Origin of the sequence: Flavobacterium saccharophilum (genome assembly GCF_900142735.1) — a bacterium.
Lineage (GTDB): Bacteria > Bacteroidota > Bacteroidia > Flavobacteriales > Flavobacteriaceae > Flavobacterium > Flavobacterium saccharophilum.
Genome location: NZ_FRBY01000001.1, coordinates 508,777 through 529,416 on the forward strand (window position 1 = coordinate 508,777; position 20,640 = coordinate 529,416).

Annotated in this window: 18 protein-coding genes and 1 tRNA gene; 6 read left to right on the forward strand and 13 right to left on the reverse strand. The window is 32.8% G+C overall.

Annotation, left to right across the window (positions count from 1 at the left end):
- Positions 1-39 precede the first annotated feature (39 nt).
- From BUA98_RS02115 to BUA98_RS02140, 6 genes are all read right to left on the reverse strand, one after another.
- Positions 40-2,319 (reverse strand): helix-turn-helix domain-containing protein, encoded by a 2,280-nt coding sequence (locus BUA98_RS02115; RefSeq protein ID WP_072970006.1) that lies wholly within the window; start codon positions 2,317-2,319, stop codon positions 40-42.
- Positions 2,320-2,418: 99 nt separating this feature from the next.
- A complete protein-coding gene (locus BUA98_RS02120; RefSeq protein ID WP_056196666.1) occupies positions 2,419-2,988 on the reverse strand; it encodes an OmpH/Skp family outer membrane protein in 570 nt (189 codons plus the stop codon).
- Positions 2,989-3,222: 234 nt separating this feature from the next.
- Entirely contained in the window at positions 3,223-4,083 is an 861-nt protein-coding gene (locus BUA98_RS02125) for a class I SAM-dependent methyltransferase (RefSeq protein ID WP_072970007.1), read from the reverse strand.
- Between the two features lie 173 nt (positions 4,084-4,256).
- Positions 4,257-6,128 carry a tRNA uridine-5-carboxymethylaminomethyl(34) synthesis enzyme MnmG gene (gene mnmG / locus BUA98_RS02130; protein ID WP_072970008.1) on the reverse strand — a complete coding sequence of 624 codons (1,872 nt, stop codon included), beginning with the start codon at positions 6,126-6,128 and terminating at the stop codon, positions 4,257-4,259.
- Between the two features lie 364 nt (positions 6,129-6,492).
- Complete coding sequence (gene ybeY, locus BUA98_RS02135; protein WP_072970009.1) at positions 6,493-6,912, reverse strand: rRNA maturation RNase YbeY; 420 nt, start codon at positions 6,910-6,912, stop codon at positions 6,493-6,495.
- Complete coding sequence (locus BUA98_RS02140) at positions 6,909-10,271, reverse strand: coiled-coil domain-containing protein (RefSeq protein WP_072970010.1); 3,363 nt, start codon at positions 10,269-10,271, stop codon at positions 6,909-6,911. The genes ybeY and BUA98_RS02140 overlap by 4 nt, the downstream gene beginning before the upstream one ends.
- A gap of 164 nt (positions 10,272-10,435) precedes the next feature.
- On the opposite strand from BUA98_RS02140, the gene gltX reads away from it, so the two are divergent.
- A complete protein-coding gene (gene gltX / locus BUA98_RS02145) occupies positions 10,436-11,941 on the forward strand; it encodes a glutamate--tRNA ligase (RefSeq protein ID WP_072970011.1) in 1,506 nt (501 codons plus the stop codon).
- A 133-nt stretch (positions 11,942-12,074) separates the two neighbouring features.
- On the forward strand, positions 12,075-13,061 hold the full coding sequence (locus BUA98_RS02150; RefSeq protein ID WP_072970012.1) for an SPFH domain-containing protein: 987 nt from the start codon (positions 12,075-12,077) through the stop codon (positions 13,059-13,061).
- Positions 13,062-13,079: 18 nt separating this feature from the next.
- On the opposite strand, the gene BUA98_RS02155 is transcribed toward BUA98_RS02150, so the two are convergent.
- The 5 genes from BUA98_RS02155 to BUA98_RS02175 all read right to left on the reverse strand — a co-directional run bounded on the left by BUA98_RS02155 (position 13,080) and on the right by BUA98_RS02175 (position 17,659).
- Positions 13,080-13,334 (reverse strand): DUF6327 family protein, encoded by a 255-nt coding sequence (locus tag BUA98_RS02155; protein WP_072970013.1) that lies wholly within the window; start codon positions 13,332-13,334, stop codon positions 13,080-13,082.
- 3 nt (positions 13,335-13,337) lie between these two features.
- Positions 13,338-13,688, reverse strand: coding sequence for a competence protein (locus tag BUA98_RS02160; protein WP_072970014.1), 351 nt, complete (start codon positions 13,686-13,688; stop codon positions 13,338-13,340).
- 77 nt (positions 13,689-13,765) lie between these two features.
- Positions 13,766-14,092, reverse strand: coding sequence for a YtxH domain-containing protein (locus BUA98_RS02165; protein ID WP_072970015.1), 327 nt, complete (start codon positions 14,090-14,092; stop codon positions 13,766-13,768).
- A 91-nt stretch (positions 14,093-14,183) separates the two neighbouring features.
- Entirely contained in the window at positions 14,184-14,660 is a 477-nt protein-coding gene (locus BUA98_RS02170) for a hypothetical protein (RefSeq protein ID WP_072970016.1), read from the reverse strand.
- An 881-nt stretch (positions 14,661-15,541) separates the two neighbouring features.
- Positions 15,542-17,659, reverse strand: a complete 2,118-nt coding sequence (locus BUA98_RS02175; protein WP_072970017.1) for a glutamine--tRNA ligase/YqeY domain fusion protein — start codon at positions 17,657-17,659, stop codon at positions 15,542-15,544.
- A 135-nt stretch (positions 17,660-17,794) separates the two neighbouring features.
- Between BUA98_RS02175 and BUA98_RS02180 the strand changes: the two genes are divergently transcribed.
- The 4 genes from BUA98_RS02180 to BUA98_RS22315 all read left to right on the forward strand — a co-directional run bounded on the left by BUA98_RS02180 (position 17,795) and on the right by BUA98_RS22315 (position 18,837).
- On the forward strand, positions 17,795-18,013 hold the full coding sequence (locus tag BUA98_RS02180) for a hypothetical protein (RefSeq protein WP_072970018.1): 219 nt from the start codon (positions 17,795-17,797) through the stop codon (positions 18,011-18,013).
- Positions 18,014-18,310: a hypothetical protein gene (locus tag BUA98_RS02185; RefSeq protein ID WP_072970019.1), complete on the forward strand. Its 297-nt coding sequence runs from the start codon at positions 18,014-18,016 to the stop codon at positions 18,308-18,310.
- A 2-nt stretch (positions 18,311-18,312) separates the two neighbouring features.
- Positions 18,313-18,672: a dihydroneopterin aldolase gene (folB, locus tag BUA98_RS02190; protein ID WP_072970020.1), complete on the forward strand. Its 360-nt coding sequence runs from the start codon at positions 18,313-18,315 to the stop codon at positions 18,670-18,672.
- A gap of 94 nt (positions 18,673-18,766) precedes the next feature.
- A tRNA-Cys gene (locus BUA98_RS22315) sits at positions 18,767-18,837 on the forward strand.
- Between the two features lie 438 nt (positions 18,838-19,275).
- On the opposite strand, the gene BUA98_RS02195 is transcribed toward BUA98_RS22315, so the two are convergent.
- Both BUA98_RS02195 and BUA98_RS02200 read right to left on the reverse strand, forming a co-directional pair.
- The gene (locus tag BUA98_RS02195) at positions 19,276-19,953 is read right to left on the reverse strand and encodes a LysE family translocator (RefSeq protein ID WP_072970021.1); all 678 of its coding nucleotides are present in this window, start codon (positions 19,951-19,953) and stop codon (positions 19,276-19,278) included.
- 13 nt (positions 19,954-19,966) lie between these two features.
- Entirely contained in the window at positions 19,967-20,635 is a 669-nt protein-coding gene (locus BUA98_RS02200; protein WP_026982400.1) for a head GIN domain-containing protein, read from the reverse strand.
- Positions 20,636-20,640: the final 5 nt, after the last annotated feature.

The following is a 20,640-nucleotide window of genomic DNA, read 5'->3' on the forward strand; positions in this document are numbered from 1 at the left end:
TTTGTTCTACTTTCAAACACTAAGTTACAAAATAGAAAATCAATTGATGCTGGCTTTGAACATTTTAAGTTCGTCCCAGGTGAATTCATCACCGTGTTTCTCTTTCAGACCATTCAGAGATTCTTCCTGATAAAACTCAAAAGCTTCTCTTAAAGCCAGGATTTTATCGTACGACAGGACATCAGAAATATCAACTTTCTTCGCCTGAATTAATTTAACCAAATGCAATTCAATAGTTTGAACATTAAGTTTTCTAATTCTGGCAATATCCTGAATGGAGTTTTTCTCCAGCCATAAATCATGCGTTTCTTCAACTGTAGTCTTCTTTATTTCTTTTGGCGTACTTTTATCTAATTTTCTGGCTGTATAACGCACTGTAGGTTCATCCAATTTAAAAATATCAGTATTCAACATATTAAATTCCTCGCGTATCTTAGAAACCTTGTCCGTTTTATAGTTTTTAATCGCTGTAGACGTCAATTTCTCTTTACAGATGGTTTCACCTGCAACAACAATTTCGATGAGTAATTTGGCCTTCATTAAGCGCAAAACAGCTTTGGTCTGCAAATCGTCCAAAAGAGCTAGTTCTTCGTAAAATTCCTTTACTTTTTTAAACTTCTGAATTTCAGCCATTTTCTGCAAAAGATCGGTTACCAGCTTGTCCATAGATTTGAAAAAGTAATCGTAGGCCGCCACTACCCTTTCCTGCACAAAATATAAATCGACATTTTCTTTGCTGAAAATTTTATTGAGCTGCTGAATGAATTTCTGCGAAGGATCAACCAACGAATCGATTGTTTCTAAACGCTTGTGTGCCCAAACGGAATGTTTCGCTTTTTCTGAATTAACCGCATTTTCATTATAACTAAAACGATGATTTCGCCATTCCTGAGCTAAATCTGTCCAGTTAAAACTGTTAATCAAATAGTTATGAATAAAGTTTTTAGTTTCAAAGTGCAATGAATTTTTCAGGACTTCTTCCGTCGCTTTATTCAAAGCATAGTCCATTACATCCTGGTCGTTCGAAATACCATTCATTTGCAGCGGAGAAAGCAAAATAAGGCCGTTTAAAGACGTTAAACGCGATAATGCAACATAGGCTTGTCCAGGAACAAAAACTTGCGATACATCGAGCGCAGCTTTCTCAAAAGTTAATCCCTGGCTTTTATGCACCGTAATCGCCCAGGCCAATTTTAGCGGATAGTGCGCAAATGTGCCTAAAACTTCCTCTTCAATCTCTTTTGTGAGCTCGTTTACTTTGTAGCGAATGTTTTTCCATTCGTACTTCTCCACTTCAATCGTTTTATTCTCCTCCGGAAAATGAACAAAAATTTCTTCGGGCGAAAGGGATTTGATAACGCCCATTTTCCCATTAAAATAGCGCTTTTCAAAAGACAAATCATTCTTTACAAACATAACTTGTGCGCCAATCTTTAGCTTCAGATTTTCTTCAACAGGAAATATTTTTTCAGGAAAATCTCCCACCACAAAAGGCTGATAAGCGTATTCATTACCCGCTAAATCACCTATAGCCTGTTCATTCATCGAATCAGCTTTCGCATTATGTGTGGTCAATGTTATATAACCAGGATTGTTCTTTAAATCGAAATCGGGTTTTACATATTCATTCAAAATCTGAATATCCTGTGGTGTAATCTGATTGTTTCGGAGATTGTTCAAAACCGAAATGAATTTATCATCACTCTGGCGATAAATCTTCGATAATTCAATGTATAAAGGTGGATTTTGCTGAATTACATGCGAATGAAAAAAGAATTTTCCTTTGTAATAATTACGCAAAGTGCGCCATTCTTCATCCCGAATTACGGGCGGCAATTGCAGTAAATCCCCAATAAACAGCACCTGAACACCTCCAAAAGCACGTGTATTTCGGCGAACCGTCTGCATCATAAAATCAATCGCATCAAGCAAATCGGCACGTAGCATACTCACTTCATCAATAATCAGCAATTCCATGTTTCTGATCACATTACGCTTTACATTATTCATTTTGAAATGCCTGCGTAACGACTCTTTATTTTCAAATTTTACCGTTTCTGTAAACTGTGAACTCTCCTCATAAGTCGGTAAAAAAGCCGAAAATGGAAGTTGAAACATCGAATGAATGGTCACGCCGCCAGCATTTAGGGCTGCAATTCCGGTAGGTGCCACCACCACGGTGTTTTTATGTGTAGTCGCAATGATTTCGCGCAATAAAGTCGTCTTTCCTGTACCTGCTTTACCAGTCAGAAATATAGATTTTTGCGTTTGATTGATGAATTGTAAGGTGTAAGCAGCAGCTTCTGAAACGTTTTGCATTGGGCGTGTATTGAAATACCAAAAGTATCGCCTTTTTATAAAAGAAAAAACCTAAATCTTTGCAGATTTAGGTTTTAAATTTAGTTAGTTTGTTTGGTATTATTTTTTAGCTTCTTCTTTAGCCGGAGCTTCCGTTTTAGGCTCAGCTTTATATTTATCGTTCAAAGCTTTAATGATGTCTTTTGTGATGTCATATTTCTCTTCAGCATATAAAATAGATGCTGCATCTCCTGTACCGTAGATATAAGAATAACCGTTTTTCTTACCGTAATCTTTGATGAATTTTTTAACTCCACTGATTAGAGAATCCATTTCAACACCACTTTCTTGTTGCAATTGTTGAGATAATGCTTGTTGAGCATAACCCAATTGTTGCTCTCTTTTTTGCAATTCAGCTCCTCTTTGTTGTGCCCAAGCTTGTCCGTTTGCTTGTGCCTGACTTTGAAAATTAGCAGCGTCTTGTTTAAAACGAGTAATTTCCGCTTGTAGCTGTCTTCCTTTTTCTTCTGCCTGAGCTTTGTATTTTGCCTCAAGATCTTTCGCTTCAGTGTACTCCTTCATTAAAACTGAAGTATCAACGTAAGCTGTTTTTACTTCCTTAACCTCTGTTGCTTTATTACACGAAACAACCAAAATTGAAAGTGCGATAATTACTAATGCTTTTTTCATTTTCTAAATTTCTATTTTTTTAATGTATTGAAGACAAAAATATAAAAAAATAAATAGCACCAACATAAAGTTTAAAAAATGCTATAATTTTATGATATTGTTTTTATTTATGGAAAGAAAAATGTCAATAATTCAACACTATTAAAACCGGCTTTAATAGCTTTTATTAGAAACGTTTTCTCAAAAAAGACATAAATTCCCCTCAATAAAGGCAAAAAGATGCCAGAAACGCGCTTAAATTACGTTTTGCTTGTTTTTTAAGACATAAATGTGGGATGAATACTCTTTTGTACTACTCGCTTTTAAATTTGATTTTAATCCGACCAAAAAAGCACTGATATAGTTCATTTTTCCGGTTTTGTATTTTTCGGATAATAAACTCACATAAAAAGAATCAAATTTCATTGGAAGCACTTTTTCCAATTTTATATCTACTTTTTCAAAAAGCGATTGAATGGCTTTTTTTGAGAAATGCCAAAAATGAATTGGCACATCATAAGCTGCCCAAAATTCATTATAATATTTTGCGTCGTATGATTTAAAATTTGGAACCGCAACAATTAATGTTCCAGTTGGTTTTAGCAAACGCTTTAATTCCTGAATTTGAAGTTCTAAATTTGGAACGTGTTCCAAAACGTGCCACATTGTAATCACGTCAAAAGAATTATTTTTAAGTGCATCAATTTCGTTCACGAAAGAAATTCCTTTTTGTATCGCAATATTTTTTGCCCGCTCGCTTGGCTCCACTCCAACAGTTTCCCAACCGTCATTTTTTGCTGTCAATAAAAAATCTCCAGTTCCGGCACCAATGTCTAAAATTCTTCCTTTATGCTGTTGTTCAGAATTTATTAAATTCAATTTATTTTTCAGCGCAATATTTTTTACAAAATGATACGCTTTTTCAAATAGCGAACGTTTATTATCCGTGTGCGAAATATAATCTTCGCTTTCATAATATCTCCCAAGATTTTCCAAAGCGGGTTGTGGAGATGTAATCAACATGTCTAAAGTTTCATCATGATACAACTCAAAAATTTCTTTCGAAACAGAATGGTCTTTTACAGTAAGAAAATGTTTTTTATTTAAAACGTCCATTTTATATTATAGGTTTTTTAATAGGATTTGGTAAAATATATTTTTAAGGCTTATAAATAGTTTCACGTGGAACAATTAAAAAATTGTTTCAAGTTTCAGGTATCAAAACTAAATTTGTTTCAGTTCTCACGTTCCGGCAAAACCTGAAACTTGAAACCTGAAACAATATTATTTTATCTTCCCATATAAATCAAAAGAACCGAAATATCACTCGGAGAAACTCCGCTGATTCTTGACGCTTGTGAAATTGTCACAGGACGAATTCTGCTCAATTTTTGTTTTGCTTCAATCGACATCGATTTGATTTTATCATAATCGAAATTTTCCGGAATTTTTACTTCTTCTAAACGAGTAAGTTTATCAGCATTGTTTCTCTCCTTTTCGATATAACCAGAATATTTAACCTGAATTTCGGCTTGCTCTAAAATTTCCTGATCAACGTCATTTGCTTCGATATACTCCTTTACTTTTGCAAACTTCATCATGTCCTCCAAATCAATTTGCGGACGAGAGAATACTTTGAACATTTTATCACCTTGTGTAATTGGAGCCGTTTCTTTTGCTTCTAAAATTGGATTCGTTTCCGCAATCGAAACACTAGTCTCTTTGAAGAAGGCAACCATTTTTTCAGACTCGTTTAATTTCTTTTCCATTCGGCGCAAACGAGCTTCAGAAGCCAAACCAATTTCATGTGACATTGGAGTCAATCTGAAATCCGCATTATCTTGACGCAACAATGTTCTGTATTCTGCTCTTGATGTAAACATACGATAAGGCTCTTCCGTTCCTTTCGTAATTAAATCGTCAATCAATACTCCAATATAAGCTTCATCACGTTTTAAAATTAATGGTGCTTTTTCATGCACTTTTAAATGCGCATTTATTCCAGCCATCAATCCTTGCGAAGCTGCTTCTTCGTATCCTGTCGTTCCATTAATCTGTCCGGCAAAATATAATCCCTCAACCAACTTTGTTTCCAAAGTATGTTTCAATTGCGTTGGCGGGAAATAATCATATTCGATTGCATAACCTGGACGAAAAAATTTCACTTTCTCGAAACCGGCAACAGAACTCAAAGCTTTAAATTGAATATCCTCTGGAAGCGAAGTCGAAAATCCATTCACATATACTTCACAAGTATTCCATCCTTCCGGCTCAACAAAAAGCTGGTGACGTTCCTTATCAGCAAAACGATTTATTTTATCTTCAATCGAAGGGCAATATCTTGGACCAAGACTTTTGATTCTTCCGTTGAACATTGGTGAACGATCAAAACCTTCTCTCAAAATATCATGAACATCCAAAGACGTGTATGTCATGTGACAAGATCTTTGATGCGTCAATGGAGTTGTCAAATCAGAATAAGAAAACTTATCCGGTTTTGCATCACCTTTTTCTTCATTCATTTTAGAATAATCTAAAGAACGTCCATCCACTCTCGGAGGCGTTCCTGTTTTCATTCTTCCCGATTCAAAACCTGCTTTAACTAAATCTTCGGTAATTCCGGTTGCGGCACTTTCTCCTGCTCTTCCTCCTCCAAATTGTTTTTCTCCGATATGAATCAAACCATTCAAAAAAGTTCCGTTTGTCAACACAACAGATTTAGATCGAATCTCTACTCCCAAAGAAGTTTTGATTCCTTTTATTTTTCCGTTCTCGATAATCAAACCTTTTACCATCTCTTGGTAGAAATCCAAATTCGGAGTACCCTCCAACATCATTCTCCATTCTTCAGCAAAACGCATTCGATCACTCTGAACTCTCGGCGACCACATTGCAGGTCCCTTTGATTTGTTCAACATCTTAAACTGAATTGCGGTTCGGTCTGAAACAATTCCAGAGTACCCTCCAAGCGCATCAATCTCACGCACGATTTGTCCTTTTGCAATTCCACCCATCGCTGGATTGCAAGACATCTGCGCAATGTTCTGCAGGCTCATCGTAACCAATAAGGTTTTCGATCCCAAATTTGCGGCCGCTGCCGCGGCTTCAGATCCAGCATGACCTGCACCAACTACTATAACATCGTATTCTTCTAAAAACATTTTATTTTCTATTCTCTGGGAAACCGTTTAAGTTGGCTCTCAGAATTAAATTCTTTATTCTTTTGTTCCACGTGGAACGGTGCTGACTCGCAATTACGAATTTGGCAAATTCCAAATTCCAAATAGAAAAGAAAACTGTTCCACGTGAAACATTGTAAGTCTTCACTTCAGAAACTGAGTTTTCAAGTTACCAACGTTCCACGTGGAACACCTTAAAAAAACTTCAAATTCAAACTTCAAATTCAAACTTCAAATTCAAACTTCAAGTCAAATGTTCCACGTGAAACATCTTTTTATTTCAAACTCATTATATGTTTCACGTGAAACAATTGGAATTTGGAATCTAAAAAATTGGATTTTTAATCTACTGTTCCACGTGAAACATTGCAATTTTTTCATCTTCTTTTGAACGCATTAACTCAGCATCTTTATCTGATTTATCTTTATAACCACAGTAATGTAATATACCATGAGCTAAAACACGTTTCAATTCTTCTTCAAAAGAAACATTAAAATCCTTTGCGTTATCTTCTACTCTTTCTACGGAAACAAATATATCTCCGTTCAGTTCGTTACCAACTGTATAATCAAAACTGATAATATCTGTTAGCGTATCGTGATCCAGATATTCTACATTTATCTTATGAAGATATTCATCATCACAAAAAATATAATTTATCTCTCCTTCGTTTTTATTCTCAGAAACGATTACAGCGCTTAACCAATCAGAAAAGGCTTGTTCGTTATCTAAAGTAAATTCGGTTTCGTAATTAAAATTGATCATTTTGTATTAAAATATTCTTGAACCTTTTGATTAAAATTCGAGCGCAAAGGTAGTGATTGTCTGTTTAAAATCTCTACACTGTTTAAATATTCCAAAAGTGAACTTGGTAAAGCATTCGAACGATTAGAAAATTCAGCTTTGTTTGTTTCAGATTGACGCTTCGTATCCTGACCTTGTTGCTGAACTGCGTTGTTTAATTTTAATAATTCTTGTTGAATATTTAAAATCCTTTGAAGGTTCTCATTCTTAAAACCTTTATTCAAAAGTTGCTTTTCAGATTGTTTCATTTGATCAATTACAGATTTTCCCTGAGAGTCTAAACCTTGCTTTGCTAATTCCTTTTGTAACGCTTCACGAAGTTTTACCTGCTCCTTATATATTTCCATAATCGCTTCGGCATCTCCTTCCCCATCATTTCCTTCTTTATTTTCGTTTCCTTTTCCACCAGATTGATTTCCCTTTCCGTCTTTACCTTTTCCATCTTTTCCCTGACCTTGTTTTCCTTCTCCACTTTGACCTTGTCCTTCTTTTCCTTCTCCCGGTTTATTTCCTTCTTTCATTCCCTGCTTCATTTTATCAGCCAAACCTTTTTGCTTTTGAATAATATCTGGCAATTGCATTCCTTGTCCTTCTCCTGGTTTTGGTTTTCCCGCACCCGGTTTCGACATTGACATCTGCATGTTATTTAATAAGTCACTTAAAAAATCAGCTAATTTGTTTGCAGATGAAACAGCATATTGCTGATGTGAAACTCCTTTTGGAACCTGAACGTCGGTTAAAGATTCTATAGCTTTGTCTACATTATATTGTACGTTGCCAATTTCCTTCGTTACATCTTCCGCTACTTTTGGATTTCTTAAAGACAAAGCAAACAAACTATCATCAACATGTTTGAACTGTTGTTTCAAATTCTGCTGTACTTTAATGTTTTTTGTATATGCAGAAGAACCCAACTTCATCGACTTAAATTGTTTCATCACATCTTCCTGAGATAAAGAATAAGCCAGAAGATTATCCAGAACCTGACGAAGCATTGCAACATCTTCTTCTAATTGTTCCTGATCTCCACCTTCCATGCTCGACTGCATTTGTTGTGCCATGCTCTTCATTTTCTGAGCAGCACTTTTTTGTTTTGGCTTAGCCGAAGAAGTATTCTTTTTAGCTAATTCCTCAGAAGCTTTTTGCAAATCAGAATCAACATCTTTTTCTTTTGAAGCATCAGAAGGAATATCTAAAGGCGCTTTTAAAGTTTTATTTTCTTCTTTCAAATCCTTTAAATCTTCCTGAATTTTATCAAAAGATTTATTGATTTCATCTTGTTTGTCTTTTGTATTTTCACTGTCTTTATTAGAAAGCTTCTCTTGTTGGTCTGCTAACTTATTTAATTTTTCAGCAACCTGATCTGCTTTTTTCTCTACATAGAAACGTTTAGTCAACTCAACTAATTGTTCTAAGTTGCGAGATTGGTTTTTACTAATTTGTTTGAACTTTTCCATCTTATCAAACAAATCTTCACTATTCAATTTATCGTTAAGATTCTTTAATTCATCCAAAAGCTTTTGGTTTTTCTCCAAATCTTTCTCTGCATTATCTAAACGCTTTTGTAAATCTTCAGCTGTTTTGTCTTTCTTCTCGTCTTTGAACTTATCTAAATTCTGATTCATTTTCTCAGCAAACTGCTTCATCAATTCGTCTTGTTGCTTTTGACGTTTGATAAAATCATTGATTTTTTGCTGATCTTTAAACTCTAAATTATCTTTTTCTTTTCCGGTATTTTGAATCTTATCCATTTCAGAAAATTGCTTGTTCTGATTCTTTAAAGATTTCTCCAAACTATTTATGTTCTGATTTTGCTGTTGCAATTCCATATCCTGAACTTCATCTGTAGTAGCAACTCTATCTGAAAAAACAGAAGACTTTGTACTCTTAAAATGATGTGGCGCATCATTATCAAAAACCTCAAAATAATATTCATAAGACACCCCTTCTTCTACTGCAAGGTTGCTTGGAAAATTAAAAACGAACTGATCAAATACGGCTTGCTTTACAGGAATGGTTCCACGCTTCGCTGTATTTGGTTTGTTACGTTCGTAGTAAACAATCTGTAATTTCGACAAACCATAATCATCTCCCAATCTTCCCAAGACATAATTCTTATCTAATTTTAAACTGTCCGGTGCAGGCGAAACGGTAATCGTTGGATGCTGATCTTTGATAACTGACAGTTGATAATCCAGTTTTTCGTAGTTTTTAACCTTATTATTTGAAGTAAGAATTTGATATTCTGTATTTTGACTGATATTTCTAGCCAATTTAAACTCGTTTTCAGCTTTATTGAACTTATAAACTGCATTCTCATCCTTCCAAACAATCTCCTGAGTCGATTGTGTATTCATTTTCCAGCTTACCAAAGTTCCTTCTGGAACAATTGCATTTCCTGTACCTTGAATAGTTTCTGATTTCTTTTTTAAATAAGATGGAAAATTCAACACCATTTCGAAGTTCGCAATTGATGGAACTGTAATAACTTTTAATTCATATTCGTCTGATGAAACCGAATTTCCTTCAAAAGAAAATTGAACATTATCAACTGGTTTTTCAATTTTGAATTCAAACTTTCCTGGCTGAGATGATTCCATAAAATAACTTTCATCTCCAATATGAATCATCACATTCTCCGGAACTATCTTTCCAACTGATTCCATTTTGATAACGAAATCCTTGTTTTGTTCCGTTTGTAAATTCGAATTTAAAACCACAAATTTGAAGGGAGCCGGTGGCAAAAAGGTAGCATTGAAATGCACCACTCTATTTAAACTTTGAGAAATGATATTGCTGTTTCCAGAAATATAAAACACAGCAAAAAGCAAAACTGGAATCAAAGCCAATGGTAAATATTTCTTGTTTGCTTTAAAATTGATTGCATTCCCAAAAGGAATTGGCTGCAACGAATTCGCTTTTTGTTCTATAGAAGCCAACATTAACTCTGAACTTTCTGCTGAATTTTCAGAAGATGATAATTGCAAAAAGTTCGTTAGCTTATCACTTACTTCTGTAAAATGGTTTCCAATAATTTTAGAAGCCTGATTATAATCAATTCCTTTTTGAAGTTTGAACAACTTGAAAATTGGAAACAAGATAAACCGGAACAAAAGGAAAACTTCTACTCCAATAAACATCCAAAATAAAACCGTTCTTCCAACTGGTTTTAACCAAAGAAAATACTCAATAAAAAGCGTAAACAGAAAATACAATAATCCAAAACCAATAAAAAGAAGTGCTCCTTTTATCAATTCGTTCGTGTAATATTTCTTTATAAAAGCTTCTAACTTTTGATATATAGCAGATGTCGTTTTCAAAATAAAATCTCTTTTGATTATAACCTATAAAAGTAGTAATTATAACTATAAGTTTGAAAGTCAAAAGCCGAAAGTCAAAAGTTCTATCCGCAACTAAAAACCTTTAAGACTTTCGACTAATGACTTTTGACTAATATTGTATCTTTGCATCAAAATTTAAACAAATGTCAAAGCAAGTTCGCGTGCGTTTTGCACCAAGTCCGACTGGACCATTACATATTGGCGGAGTTCGTACTGCCCTATTTAATTATTTATTTGCCAAAAAAAACAATGGTGTTTTCTACTTAAGAATTGAAGATACAGATCAGACTCGTTTTGTTCCTGGTGCTGAAGCTTATATTATGGAAGCATTAGAATGGTTAGGAATTGCTCCTGAAGAAACCGTTGGTAAAAATGAAAAATTTGGTCCGTACAGACAAAGTGATCGTAAAGATTTATACCAATCATATGCTGATCAATTGATCAATTCGGGTTGGGCGTATTATGCTTTTGATACTCCGGAAGCTTTAGATGCACATAGAAAACAACACGAAGCAGAAGGAAAAACTTTTATTTATAATCATCACAATCGTGAAAAACTAGATACTTCTTTAGTAATTTCTGCAGAAGAAGTTGCTAAAAGAATTGCAAATGGGGAACATTATGTCATCCGTTTTAAAACTCCGGTTGATGAAACTTTGCATTTAAAAGATATCATTCGTGGTGATGTAAAATTTGAAACGAATCTTCTTGACGATAAAGTACTATTCAAAAGTGACGGAATGCCAACATATCATTTGGCCAATATTGTTGATGATCATTTGATGGAAACTTCACACGTAATTCGTGGAGAAGAATGGTTACCATCGATGCCACTTCACGTTTTATTATACAGAGCTTTTGGTTGGGATGCTCCGGAATTTGCACATTTACCTTTGATTCTAAAACCGGTTGGAAACGGAAAATTATCAAAAAGAGATGGAGATAAATTAGGATTTCCTGTGTTTCCATTAGAATGGAAAACCGAAGAAGGCGTTTCATCTGGTTATAGAGAGAAAGGATTTTTCCCGGAAGCGGTTATAAACTTCCTTGCTTTGTTAGGTTGGAATGACGGAACAGATAAAGAATTATTTTCTTTAGAAGAATTAGTTGAATCTTTTGACCTGAACAGAGTTCATAAATCGGGAGCAAAATTTGATCCTGAGAAAAACAAATGGTTCAATCACCAATATTTAATCAAACAAAATGATGCTGATTTAGCGAAAGACTTCACTCCTATTTTGGTTGAAAAAGGTGTTGATGTTTCTAAATACGACGTTACAAGAATCGTTTCTTTGATTAAAGAAAGAGCACATTTCGTTTCTGAATTTTGGGATTTAACAGATTTCTTTTTCCAGGCTCCAACATCTTATGATGAAAAAGCAAGCAAAAACTGGAAGGAAGAAACCCCAGCTTTAATGCAGGAATTAATTTCTACTCTTGAATACATTGATGGATTTGATTCAGCAAATATCGAGGCAATCGTAAAAGACTGGTTGACGAAAAACGAAATTGGAATGGGTAAAGTAATGCAGCCTTTTCGCTTGAGTTTGGTTGGAGCCTTGAAAGGTCCTCACCTATTTGACATTGTTGAAATCATTGGAAAAGAAGAAACTATTTCGAGAATTCAGAAAGCAATAAGTACTTTATAAAATAATTTACTTTAAAATATCAAACGCTAAGAAACATCTATTAAATGTTCTTAGCGTTTTTTTAATGTCTAAAAAATTTAAATTGGAAGAATATTCGTAATTTACCAGATCATAAAAACTAAACAATATCACCATGAACACAGCATTAATTATCCTTTTAGTCTTCGGATTCTTTATTTTCATGTCTTCTTTTTTTACCGTGAAACAACAATCTTCTGTTGTAATCGAAAGATTTGGTAAATTTTTAAGCGTAAGAAATTCAGGTTTACAACTTAAAATTCCGATTGTCGACAGAATTGCCGGACGTGTAAATCTTAAAATTCAACAGTTAGATGTTATCATTGAGACAAAAACCAAAGACAACGTTTTTATTAAAATGAAAGTTTCGGTTCAGTTTAAAGTGATTCAGGAAAAAGTATACGATGCTTTTTATAAACTGGAATATCCACACGATCAGATTACGGCTTATGTATTTGATGTCGTTCGTGCCGAAGTCCCAAAACTAAAATTGGATGACGTTTTTGAAAGAAAAGATGACATCGCAATTGCAGTAAAAAGAGAATTGAATGAAGCCATGACTACTTACGGTTATGATATTATCAATACTTTGGTAACAGATATTGATCCGGATATCCAGGTAAAAAATGCTATGAACAGAATCAACGCGGCCGACAGAGAAAAAACTGCTGCCGAATTTGAAGCTGAAAGTTCAAGAATCAGAATCGTTGCAAAAGCAAAAGCTGAAGCAGAAAGTAAACGTTTACAAGGACAAGGTATTGCAGATCAGCGTCGTGAAATTGCAAGAGGTTTAGTAGAAAGTGTTGAAGTTTTGAACAGTGTGGGAATCAATTCTCAAGAAGCTTCGGCATTAATTGTTGTCACACAGCATTATGATACGTTGCAGGCAATTGGTGCAGACGCCAATTCGAATTTAATTTTGTTACCTAATTCTCCACAGGCCGGAAGTGATATGCTGAATAATATGGTTGCATCGTTCTCAGCATCTAATCAGGTTGGAGAAATGATGAAGAAAAACAATAAAAAAATAGAAAAACCTAAAAAGATTGAACCACTTCAATCTGGTTATGAAGATGATATTCAACCCGAAGTAAAAGAATAATACAAATAAAAAAGAGGCTTAATTGCCTCTTTTTTTATTAAATAACCAACTGATAATATGTGGTAAAATGGATTGCAAAATCTTAGGATAGTTGTTCGAAAAATAATCTTTATAAGAAGAAAAGAATCCATTAACAATTTTCTGCGGTGTAATTCCTTCTTTAGTTCTCTGAAAACTTAAGACTAATTTCTGATAGTTAATCTCTTTTTCTAATTTCAGAATCTCCAAATCTCTTTCGATTTCAGCGTATGATGCGTATTTTTTTGGTTCCATAAATTAGTCGTTAAAAAAGATTTCTGAGAATTTTTCCAAAATAGGACCTTCCACAAACTTGTCTTTTATAAAGAAAAGCAAAATGGTAAACAAAAGGTATATCCCTCCTACTGCCAAAAATCCAAGAGCTGTACTTTCAAATAAAGATCCAAAAGCATATGCTGCAGCGAAAGATCCAAAAAGTAAAACCATACTAAAACACAATAAAATCAGAGTAAACTTGAAAATTAAAGTAGTCGATTTCATCGCAACCTTAAATCCCCAAAGTTTGTAATACGCTAAATGACTGTCTAAATAAACTTTAGCCTGATCCTGAATGTTTTCAGTATTTTCTTTTAACTCCTCAAAAGCCATAATTGTAGTTTAAATTAAAAAAAGAAGCACAAAAAATTACTTTTAAAAGTAATCAAAATTTGTGCTTCTTGTATTTATTATTTTTGAAGTTTAGCGTTCTGTGCTTTTAAATCAGCTAGTTTAGATTCTAAAAACGTAATTACCTCTTCTGTTTTATGGCTTACATTCGAAAGCAATTCATCAAATGTACCATCAAGGCCTTTAGTAGCACCTGTGAATTTTTCACGTAGCACTTCAGAACTTGCTGATAATGAATCTTTCAAATTATGTGCTGCATCATCTATACCTTCTTTCAATTTCGCTCGGGTTTTTGATCCTTTATCCGGAGCAAATAAAATTCCAATTGCTGCACCTGCAGCGGCGCCAGCTAATATTGCCGCAATAGTATTTAAGTTCTTTGACATAATGTTAAAATTTAAATGATTAATAAAGGTACTGCTTTTTTGAAATATAAAATATTGATTAAATGATATTTACTATAATTTAACAATACAATTAATACATGTAAGCAACTGCTTCGTATTTACCGTCATTTTCAACTATGCTCACAAACGGGTAACCCTTTGAAGCTGACTGCGTTTTGATCCTTAAAGCAGTTTGATTTTGATTTGCAATTGGCGGCTCGCCTTTTGTCTTCGTCGATATTCCTGTAAAATTAGCCACTTGTTTCAAACCTACTGTCTTTTCCTGAGGTAAAACAGTTACCATTTTGTAATCTGATTTTGAATCTACTACTACTCTATCTGTTATTTTTTTAGTTTGATTCGTTTGTTTATTGGTAATTTTTGAAACGGCATACTTCGTAATTTTATGTTCTTCAGCACTTCCGTTAAACGAATAATGAATCAAATCATTTTCATGTTTGATAAAATTGACATCCAATTCTTCTCCATTGTGTTTTGAAATTTGATGTGTTTGAGAAATTGCAATGTTTGCAAATAAAATAGCCAGAGTAAAAAATACATTTTTCATGATAATAAAATTTAAGGATTAAAAAATTTCTTTGATCAAAAATGAAAATCAAAATTTATAAATCACAAAACCAATTTCATGAAATTTGAAAATTATGAAATGTTATGAAAAATACTTTTACTTAAGAATTATCAAAAACATCAACACAATTAGAATTGACCATAAAACCAATTTTCGGAATGCAGACTTAGAATAAAATCTAAAAACAAAAAACTAAATTTTCGAATTTTAGATAAACTCAGATTTGATTCCTAAAGTGTCATTTTTAAAATTAAAAAATTTCAGATTTGACCTTTGGATAAAAATAGCAACTTTATAAACAATTGTATGTTAATAACCCGTTAAACTCACAAAAATGACGTCTAAAACTTAAATAAAGCTTAAAAATCAACAATTATTCAAAAGATGAGTTACGAGATGGAAGAAATAAAAAAAGATCTTAAAATTAAATTATGAAGGTCATTTTTAGTTTAAATTTTCTATTAAAAAATAAAACATAATAGATTTTAGATATAATAATTATAAACTTTCAAATTAATAAAAATGATTATTAAAATTGATTTAATGAAATTTCATTTCTAATTATGATTAAATTCATAGATTTTCAAAAACTTGATTTAAAATAACAACTTTATAAACATTCTGTTGTTAATAAGCTCTAAAGAAGGCAAAAATGAGACCTAAAACTAAAATAAGACGCTTATTTTAATTATTTTCTCAAAGATGAATTCTGTATCGGAAGAAGTAAAAAAAGCGTTTAAAAACAATTTATACGTGTTACTTTTAATATAAAATATTTATTGAAATTATATTTTACATAGAAAATATAAATAATAAAAAAAGCGCTTATAAAAAGCGCTTTTTAATAGATTCTAGTGATATTATTTCTTTACCATTTCCGAAAGAATTTCAATTTCTCTCTCTGAAGCATTTTTTGGAGGATTTGAATATAATTTTAAAATTTCATCTTCAAACTGAGTTTTGAAACTTTCATTTTCTAAATCTCTTAAATTCAAAAGTGCTTTTGATCGAACATAAGTTGATTCACTTCTTAATGACATCGTATATAATTTTTTGATATCCTCTTCTTCAAAATCAGCAGATTTTAAATGAGAATATTTCAAAATAAACTGAGCAAATAACAACGAAGCTTTATTATTGTTGATGTTTTTCTTTAATGAATTTTGCAACAATGAAAAGGTAGAAACATTTTTGATGCTCTCTCCTATCGCACTTTCAATTGCAATTCGTTCTGGTTTAGTTTCAACTTTAAAATATTTATTAATATCTTTTAAAGAATTATTGATACTATTTTCTTCCTTTTTACCTTTTTCTTCCCAAGCATCTTTCAATCCAACCGTTTTGTTAAATACTAATTTTGAAGCAGTTGAATCCTTATCAACAGTAAAATATCCTAAACGTTGAAATTGAAATTTATCTTCATTTTGAGCAGTTGCTAAACTTGGCTCCACAAAGCCTTTGATAATTTCTAACGAATTTGGATTCACAAAATCTAAGAAATTTTTCTCTTTATAACTGTCCGGAGCTTCATCTGTAAACAAACGATCGTACATACGAACTTCTGCTTCAACAGCATGTTGAATAGAAACCCAGTGTAGAGTTCCAGACACTTTTCTTTGACTTGCTTCTGTCCCGCTTCCGCTTAAGGAATCGGTATCATAAGTAACGTGAATCTCCGTAATATTGCCAGCTGCATCTTTTACAACACTTTCTCCTTTAATGATATACGCATTTTTAAGACGTACTTCTTTTCCTAAAGTCAAACGGAAAAACTTCGCTGGAGCTTCTTCCAAAAAGTCTTCTCTTTCAATGTACAATTCACGAGAAAAAGGAACTTTTCTGAAACCAGCATTTTCATCTTCCTGATTATTCTCTGCCTCTAACCACTCCTCTTTTCCTTCAGGATAATTTGTAATTACCAATTTTACAGGATCTAAAACAGCCATTACACGAGGTGCAATTTTGTTCAAATCTTCACGAATACAGAATTCTAAAACCGATACATTTATTAAATTATCACGTTTTGCAATACCAATTGTATTCGCAAAATTACGCAATGAAGCAGCTGTATAACCACGTCTTCTTAATCCAGAAATAGTTGACATTCTTGGATCATCCCAACCGTTAACATGCTTTTCCTTAACCAGTTGCTGTAATTTTCTTTTACTAACAACGGTGTGTGATAAGTTACGTCTTGCAAATTCTCTTTGCTTTGGACGAATCTGATTTTCATCAATAATTTGGTCTAAAAACCAATCGTATAATTCACGGTGAGGCAAGAATTCAAGTGTACAAAATGAATGTGAAATCTCCTCTAAATAATCACTTTGTCCGTGTGCCCAATCGTACATTGGATAAATTTTCCAATCGTCACCGGTTCTATGATGATGTCTGTGTAAAATTCTGTACATGATAGGATCACGCATCAGCATATTGGTTGATTTCATGTCTATCTTGGCACGAAGAATATGAGTTCCAGCTTCAAATTCACCGTTTTTCATTCTTTCGAATAAATCTAAATTTTCTTCAACAGAACGGTTTCTGAATGGACTATCTGTACCAACAGTAGATGGAGTTCCTTTTTGAATGGCCATATCTTCAGAAGATTGACTATCAACATAGGCCTTATCTTTTTTAATTAATAAAACGGCCCAATCGTATAATTGTTGAAAATAATCAGAAGCATAACGTTCTTCTGCCCAGGTATACCCTAGCCATTCTACATCTTTTTTAATAGCGTCAACAAATTCCTGTTCTTCTTTTTCTGGATTGGTATCGTCAAAACGTAAATTTACAGGAGACTGATAATCAATTCCTAAACCAAAATTTAAAGCAATAGAACTAGCGTGTCCGATATGCAAATAACCGTTTGGTTCTGGTGGAAAACGAAAATGAAGTTTAGTTTGCGAAAGACCTGATTTTAAATCTTCCTCTATGATTTGTTCAATAAAATTGAGTGATTTCTCTTCTGATGCCATTATTTTATAGTAATTTTAGCAAAGATAAAAAAAAGGTTTCAGGTTTCAGGTTTAAAGTTACTTAACTGGCATTAAACCTGAAACTTTAAACTTGAAACTAAATTTATTAGTATTTTTGTATAAATATTGCAAGTTATGAGACAATTAACTGTTACAATTCCAGACGATTTTTACGAAACTTTTATTAGTTTTTTTAAACATGTTCCAGACGTTTCTATAAATGAAACTCAAGAGAATGAAATTCCGCTTTGGCAACAAGAAATGGTTTTAGATCGAATCAAAAATGCTAAACCAGAAGATTATATAAGTTGGGAAGAATCTAAAAAAAAGCTTAACGCTAAATGGAATAAATAAATGTTTGAAATAATTATTCTCTTACGTGCTGACCTAGAAGCAGATGAGATTGCTGAATATTATGAATCTTTATCTAACGGATTAGGAACAAAATTCATAAATGAATATCAGGATTATGTAGAAACTCTAAAGACATTTCCTTTTTTTGAAGAAAAATATAATGTAGTTCGTACTTTACCTTTAAAGAAATTCCCTTATACAATTCATTTTACGGTTGATGAAAATGAAAAAATCGTTTCTATACAAGCTGTAACATCAAATTACCAAGATCCAAACACTACAAGAATAAAATTATAAAAATGGGAGTTATAAAACTAAAAAACATCCGTACTTTTTCCTACCATGGATGTTTAATTGAAGAAGGAAAAATTGGATCAGACTATACTGTTGATCTAAAAATTAAAACCAATTTACAACAATCAGCACAAACAGATCATCTTCTTGATACTGTTGATTACGTACATTTGAATAAAATTGTTACCGAAGAAATGGCGATTCGTTCACATTTATTAGAACATGTGGCGAAAAGAATCAATATTCGAGTACTTGCTGAAATAGAAATGATAGAAAAAACAACGGTTTGGGTTTCTAAAATAAATCCCCCTATTGGTGGTGATGTTGAATCAGTTACTATAAAAATGACGGAAATTAGAAAGTAATTCTTTCAATTAAAAAAGTAATTTTTTAAAATAGTTACTTTTAAAGTTTTGAATTTTAAAGATTTTAGTTACTTTTGCCATCCGTTCAAGCAATGGCGTCGTGGCCGAGCGGCTAGGCTGGGCTCTGCAAAAGCTCCTACTCCGGTTCGAATCCGGACGATGCCTCAAGAAGAGATACAGAAATGTATCTCTTTTTTTTATGTTTAATTTTTAGAAAAAATTAGATAAAGATTATGTTCGAATCCGGACGATGCCTTTAAAAACCTACAGAAATACATCTCTTTTTTTATGGTTAATTTTTAGAAAAAATTAGATAAAGATTTACGTTCGAATCCGGACGATGTCTCAAGAAGAGACACTGCAAAGTATCTCTTTTTTTACTCATTTTTTCGCAATCTTGTCATTTCGACGAAGGAGAAATCACATAACAGAATTCCGGTTCGTTACTCTCTGAATGTGATTTCTCCTTCGTCGAAATGACAAACTACTACGAGAATAGTAATTCGATTGCTTCTTTCTTAGTAAGAAAACAGTTTGACTTATAAACATAAAAAAACCTCTGAAATTCAAAGGTTTAATTTTATATTTTCTAGTTATTAACAACTACTTCTCAATCTTCTCAAAAGCATTTCTAACCATTTCTTTTTCTTTTGGAAACCAGCCCTGAATCATTAAAGCAAATCCAAAAACCATCAAAACAATACTTATAATTTTCTTTATTTTAAGAATATTATTGGGTGTCATTTTAGATTTTAATTGTTTGGCTAATACAATTTTAAGACAATCAACTAATAAATAAGTAATAATAACGGAGGTAAAAAAAGTAATCATTCTGGAGTTTTGCATCTCTAATTTTGGACCGACAGAAATGATAACAGCCAGCCAAAATCCTAATACTCCGATGTTAATAACGTTCAGTAAAAAACCTTTTACAAACAAGCTTCCGTAGTTTCTTTTGATGATGTCACGGTCAATTTCTTCATCATCTATTTTTTCTTCATTTTTTAATCTTACAAAAGAAATTAAACCGTAAGCCAGCATAATAATACCTCCAAAAATAAATAATGCCGGTTTATCCTTTAAGCTCTGAATTAATCTGTAACTTCCTAAATACGCAATGGCTATAAAAAAAATATCACCTAATACTACACCAAAATCAAAGACAATTGCAGCTCTGAATCCTTTTGTAATACTGGTTTCTAGTAATATAAAAAATACTGGACCTACCATAAAACTTAAAAAAAGTCCCCATGGCAGTCCAGCTAAAATATCATTTATCATTCAAATAGAATTATTATTTCACTTCTTCGATTTTACCTCCAAAAACCGTTTTTTGATTAATTTGTCTAGGTTTGCCGTAAATATAAATAGAGCCTCCTGCGCTCACTTTTGCATCAACAAGCGTAGTAGCATTCACATCTGCTTTTCCTCCCGCAGAAACGCTTACTGTAGTTTGAGAGGTAACTAATTTACTAGCTAATAAAAAACCACCAGCTCCCAGACTTGCATCTTGATTTGAGGCTTTTCCTGTTAGGGTAATTTCTCCGCCGGAAACTGAACTTACTTTTAGTTTATCAACATCCAAATCTACATTAATTTTACCACCTTCCTGAGCACTTACTTTAAATGAAGTTGCTTTTACAGGTTCTGTACTTGTAACAAGAGCTCCTTCATTAACGTCAATAAGTTCTATATGTTTGTAATACAATGTAATATCCAGCTCATCTCCAGCTAATGGTTTAGATATAGTCATTCTTATTTTCAAGATCCCTTTTTTATTGATAACCTCTACTTCTGATTCACGAGCTCCTTTAATGACAACTTTATTGTCTGAAGACGCTACTAATTTAACATGAAGTTTATCAAAAACTTTTACTTCATCAAAATCTCCTACTTCTTTTGTTATCTGTGCAAATGACATTTGTACAAATAAAATTGCAACACCAATTAATAACTTTTTCATATCTC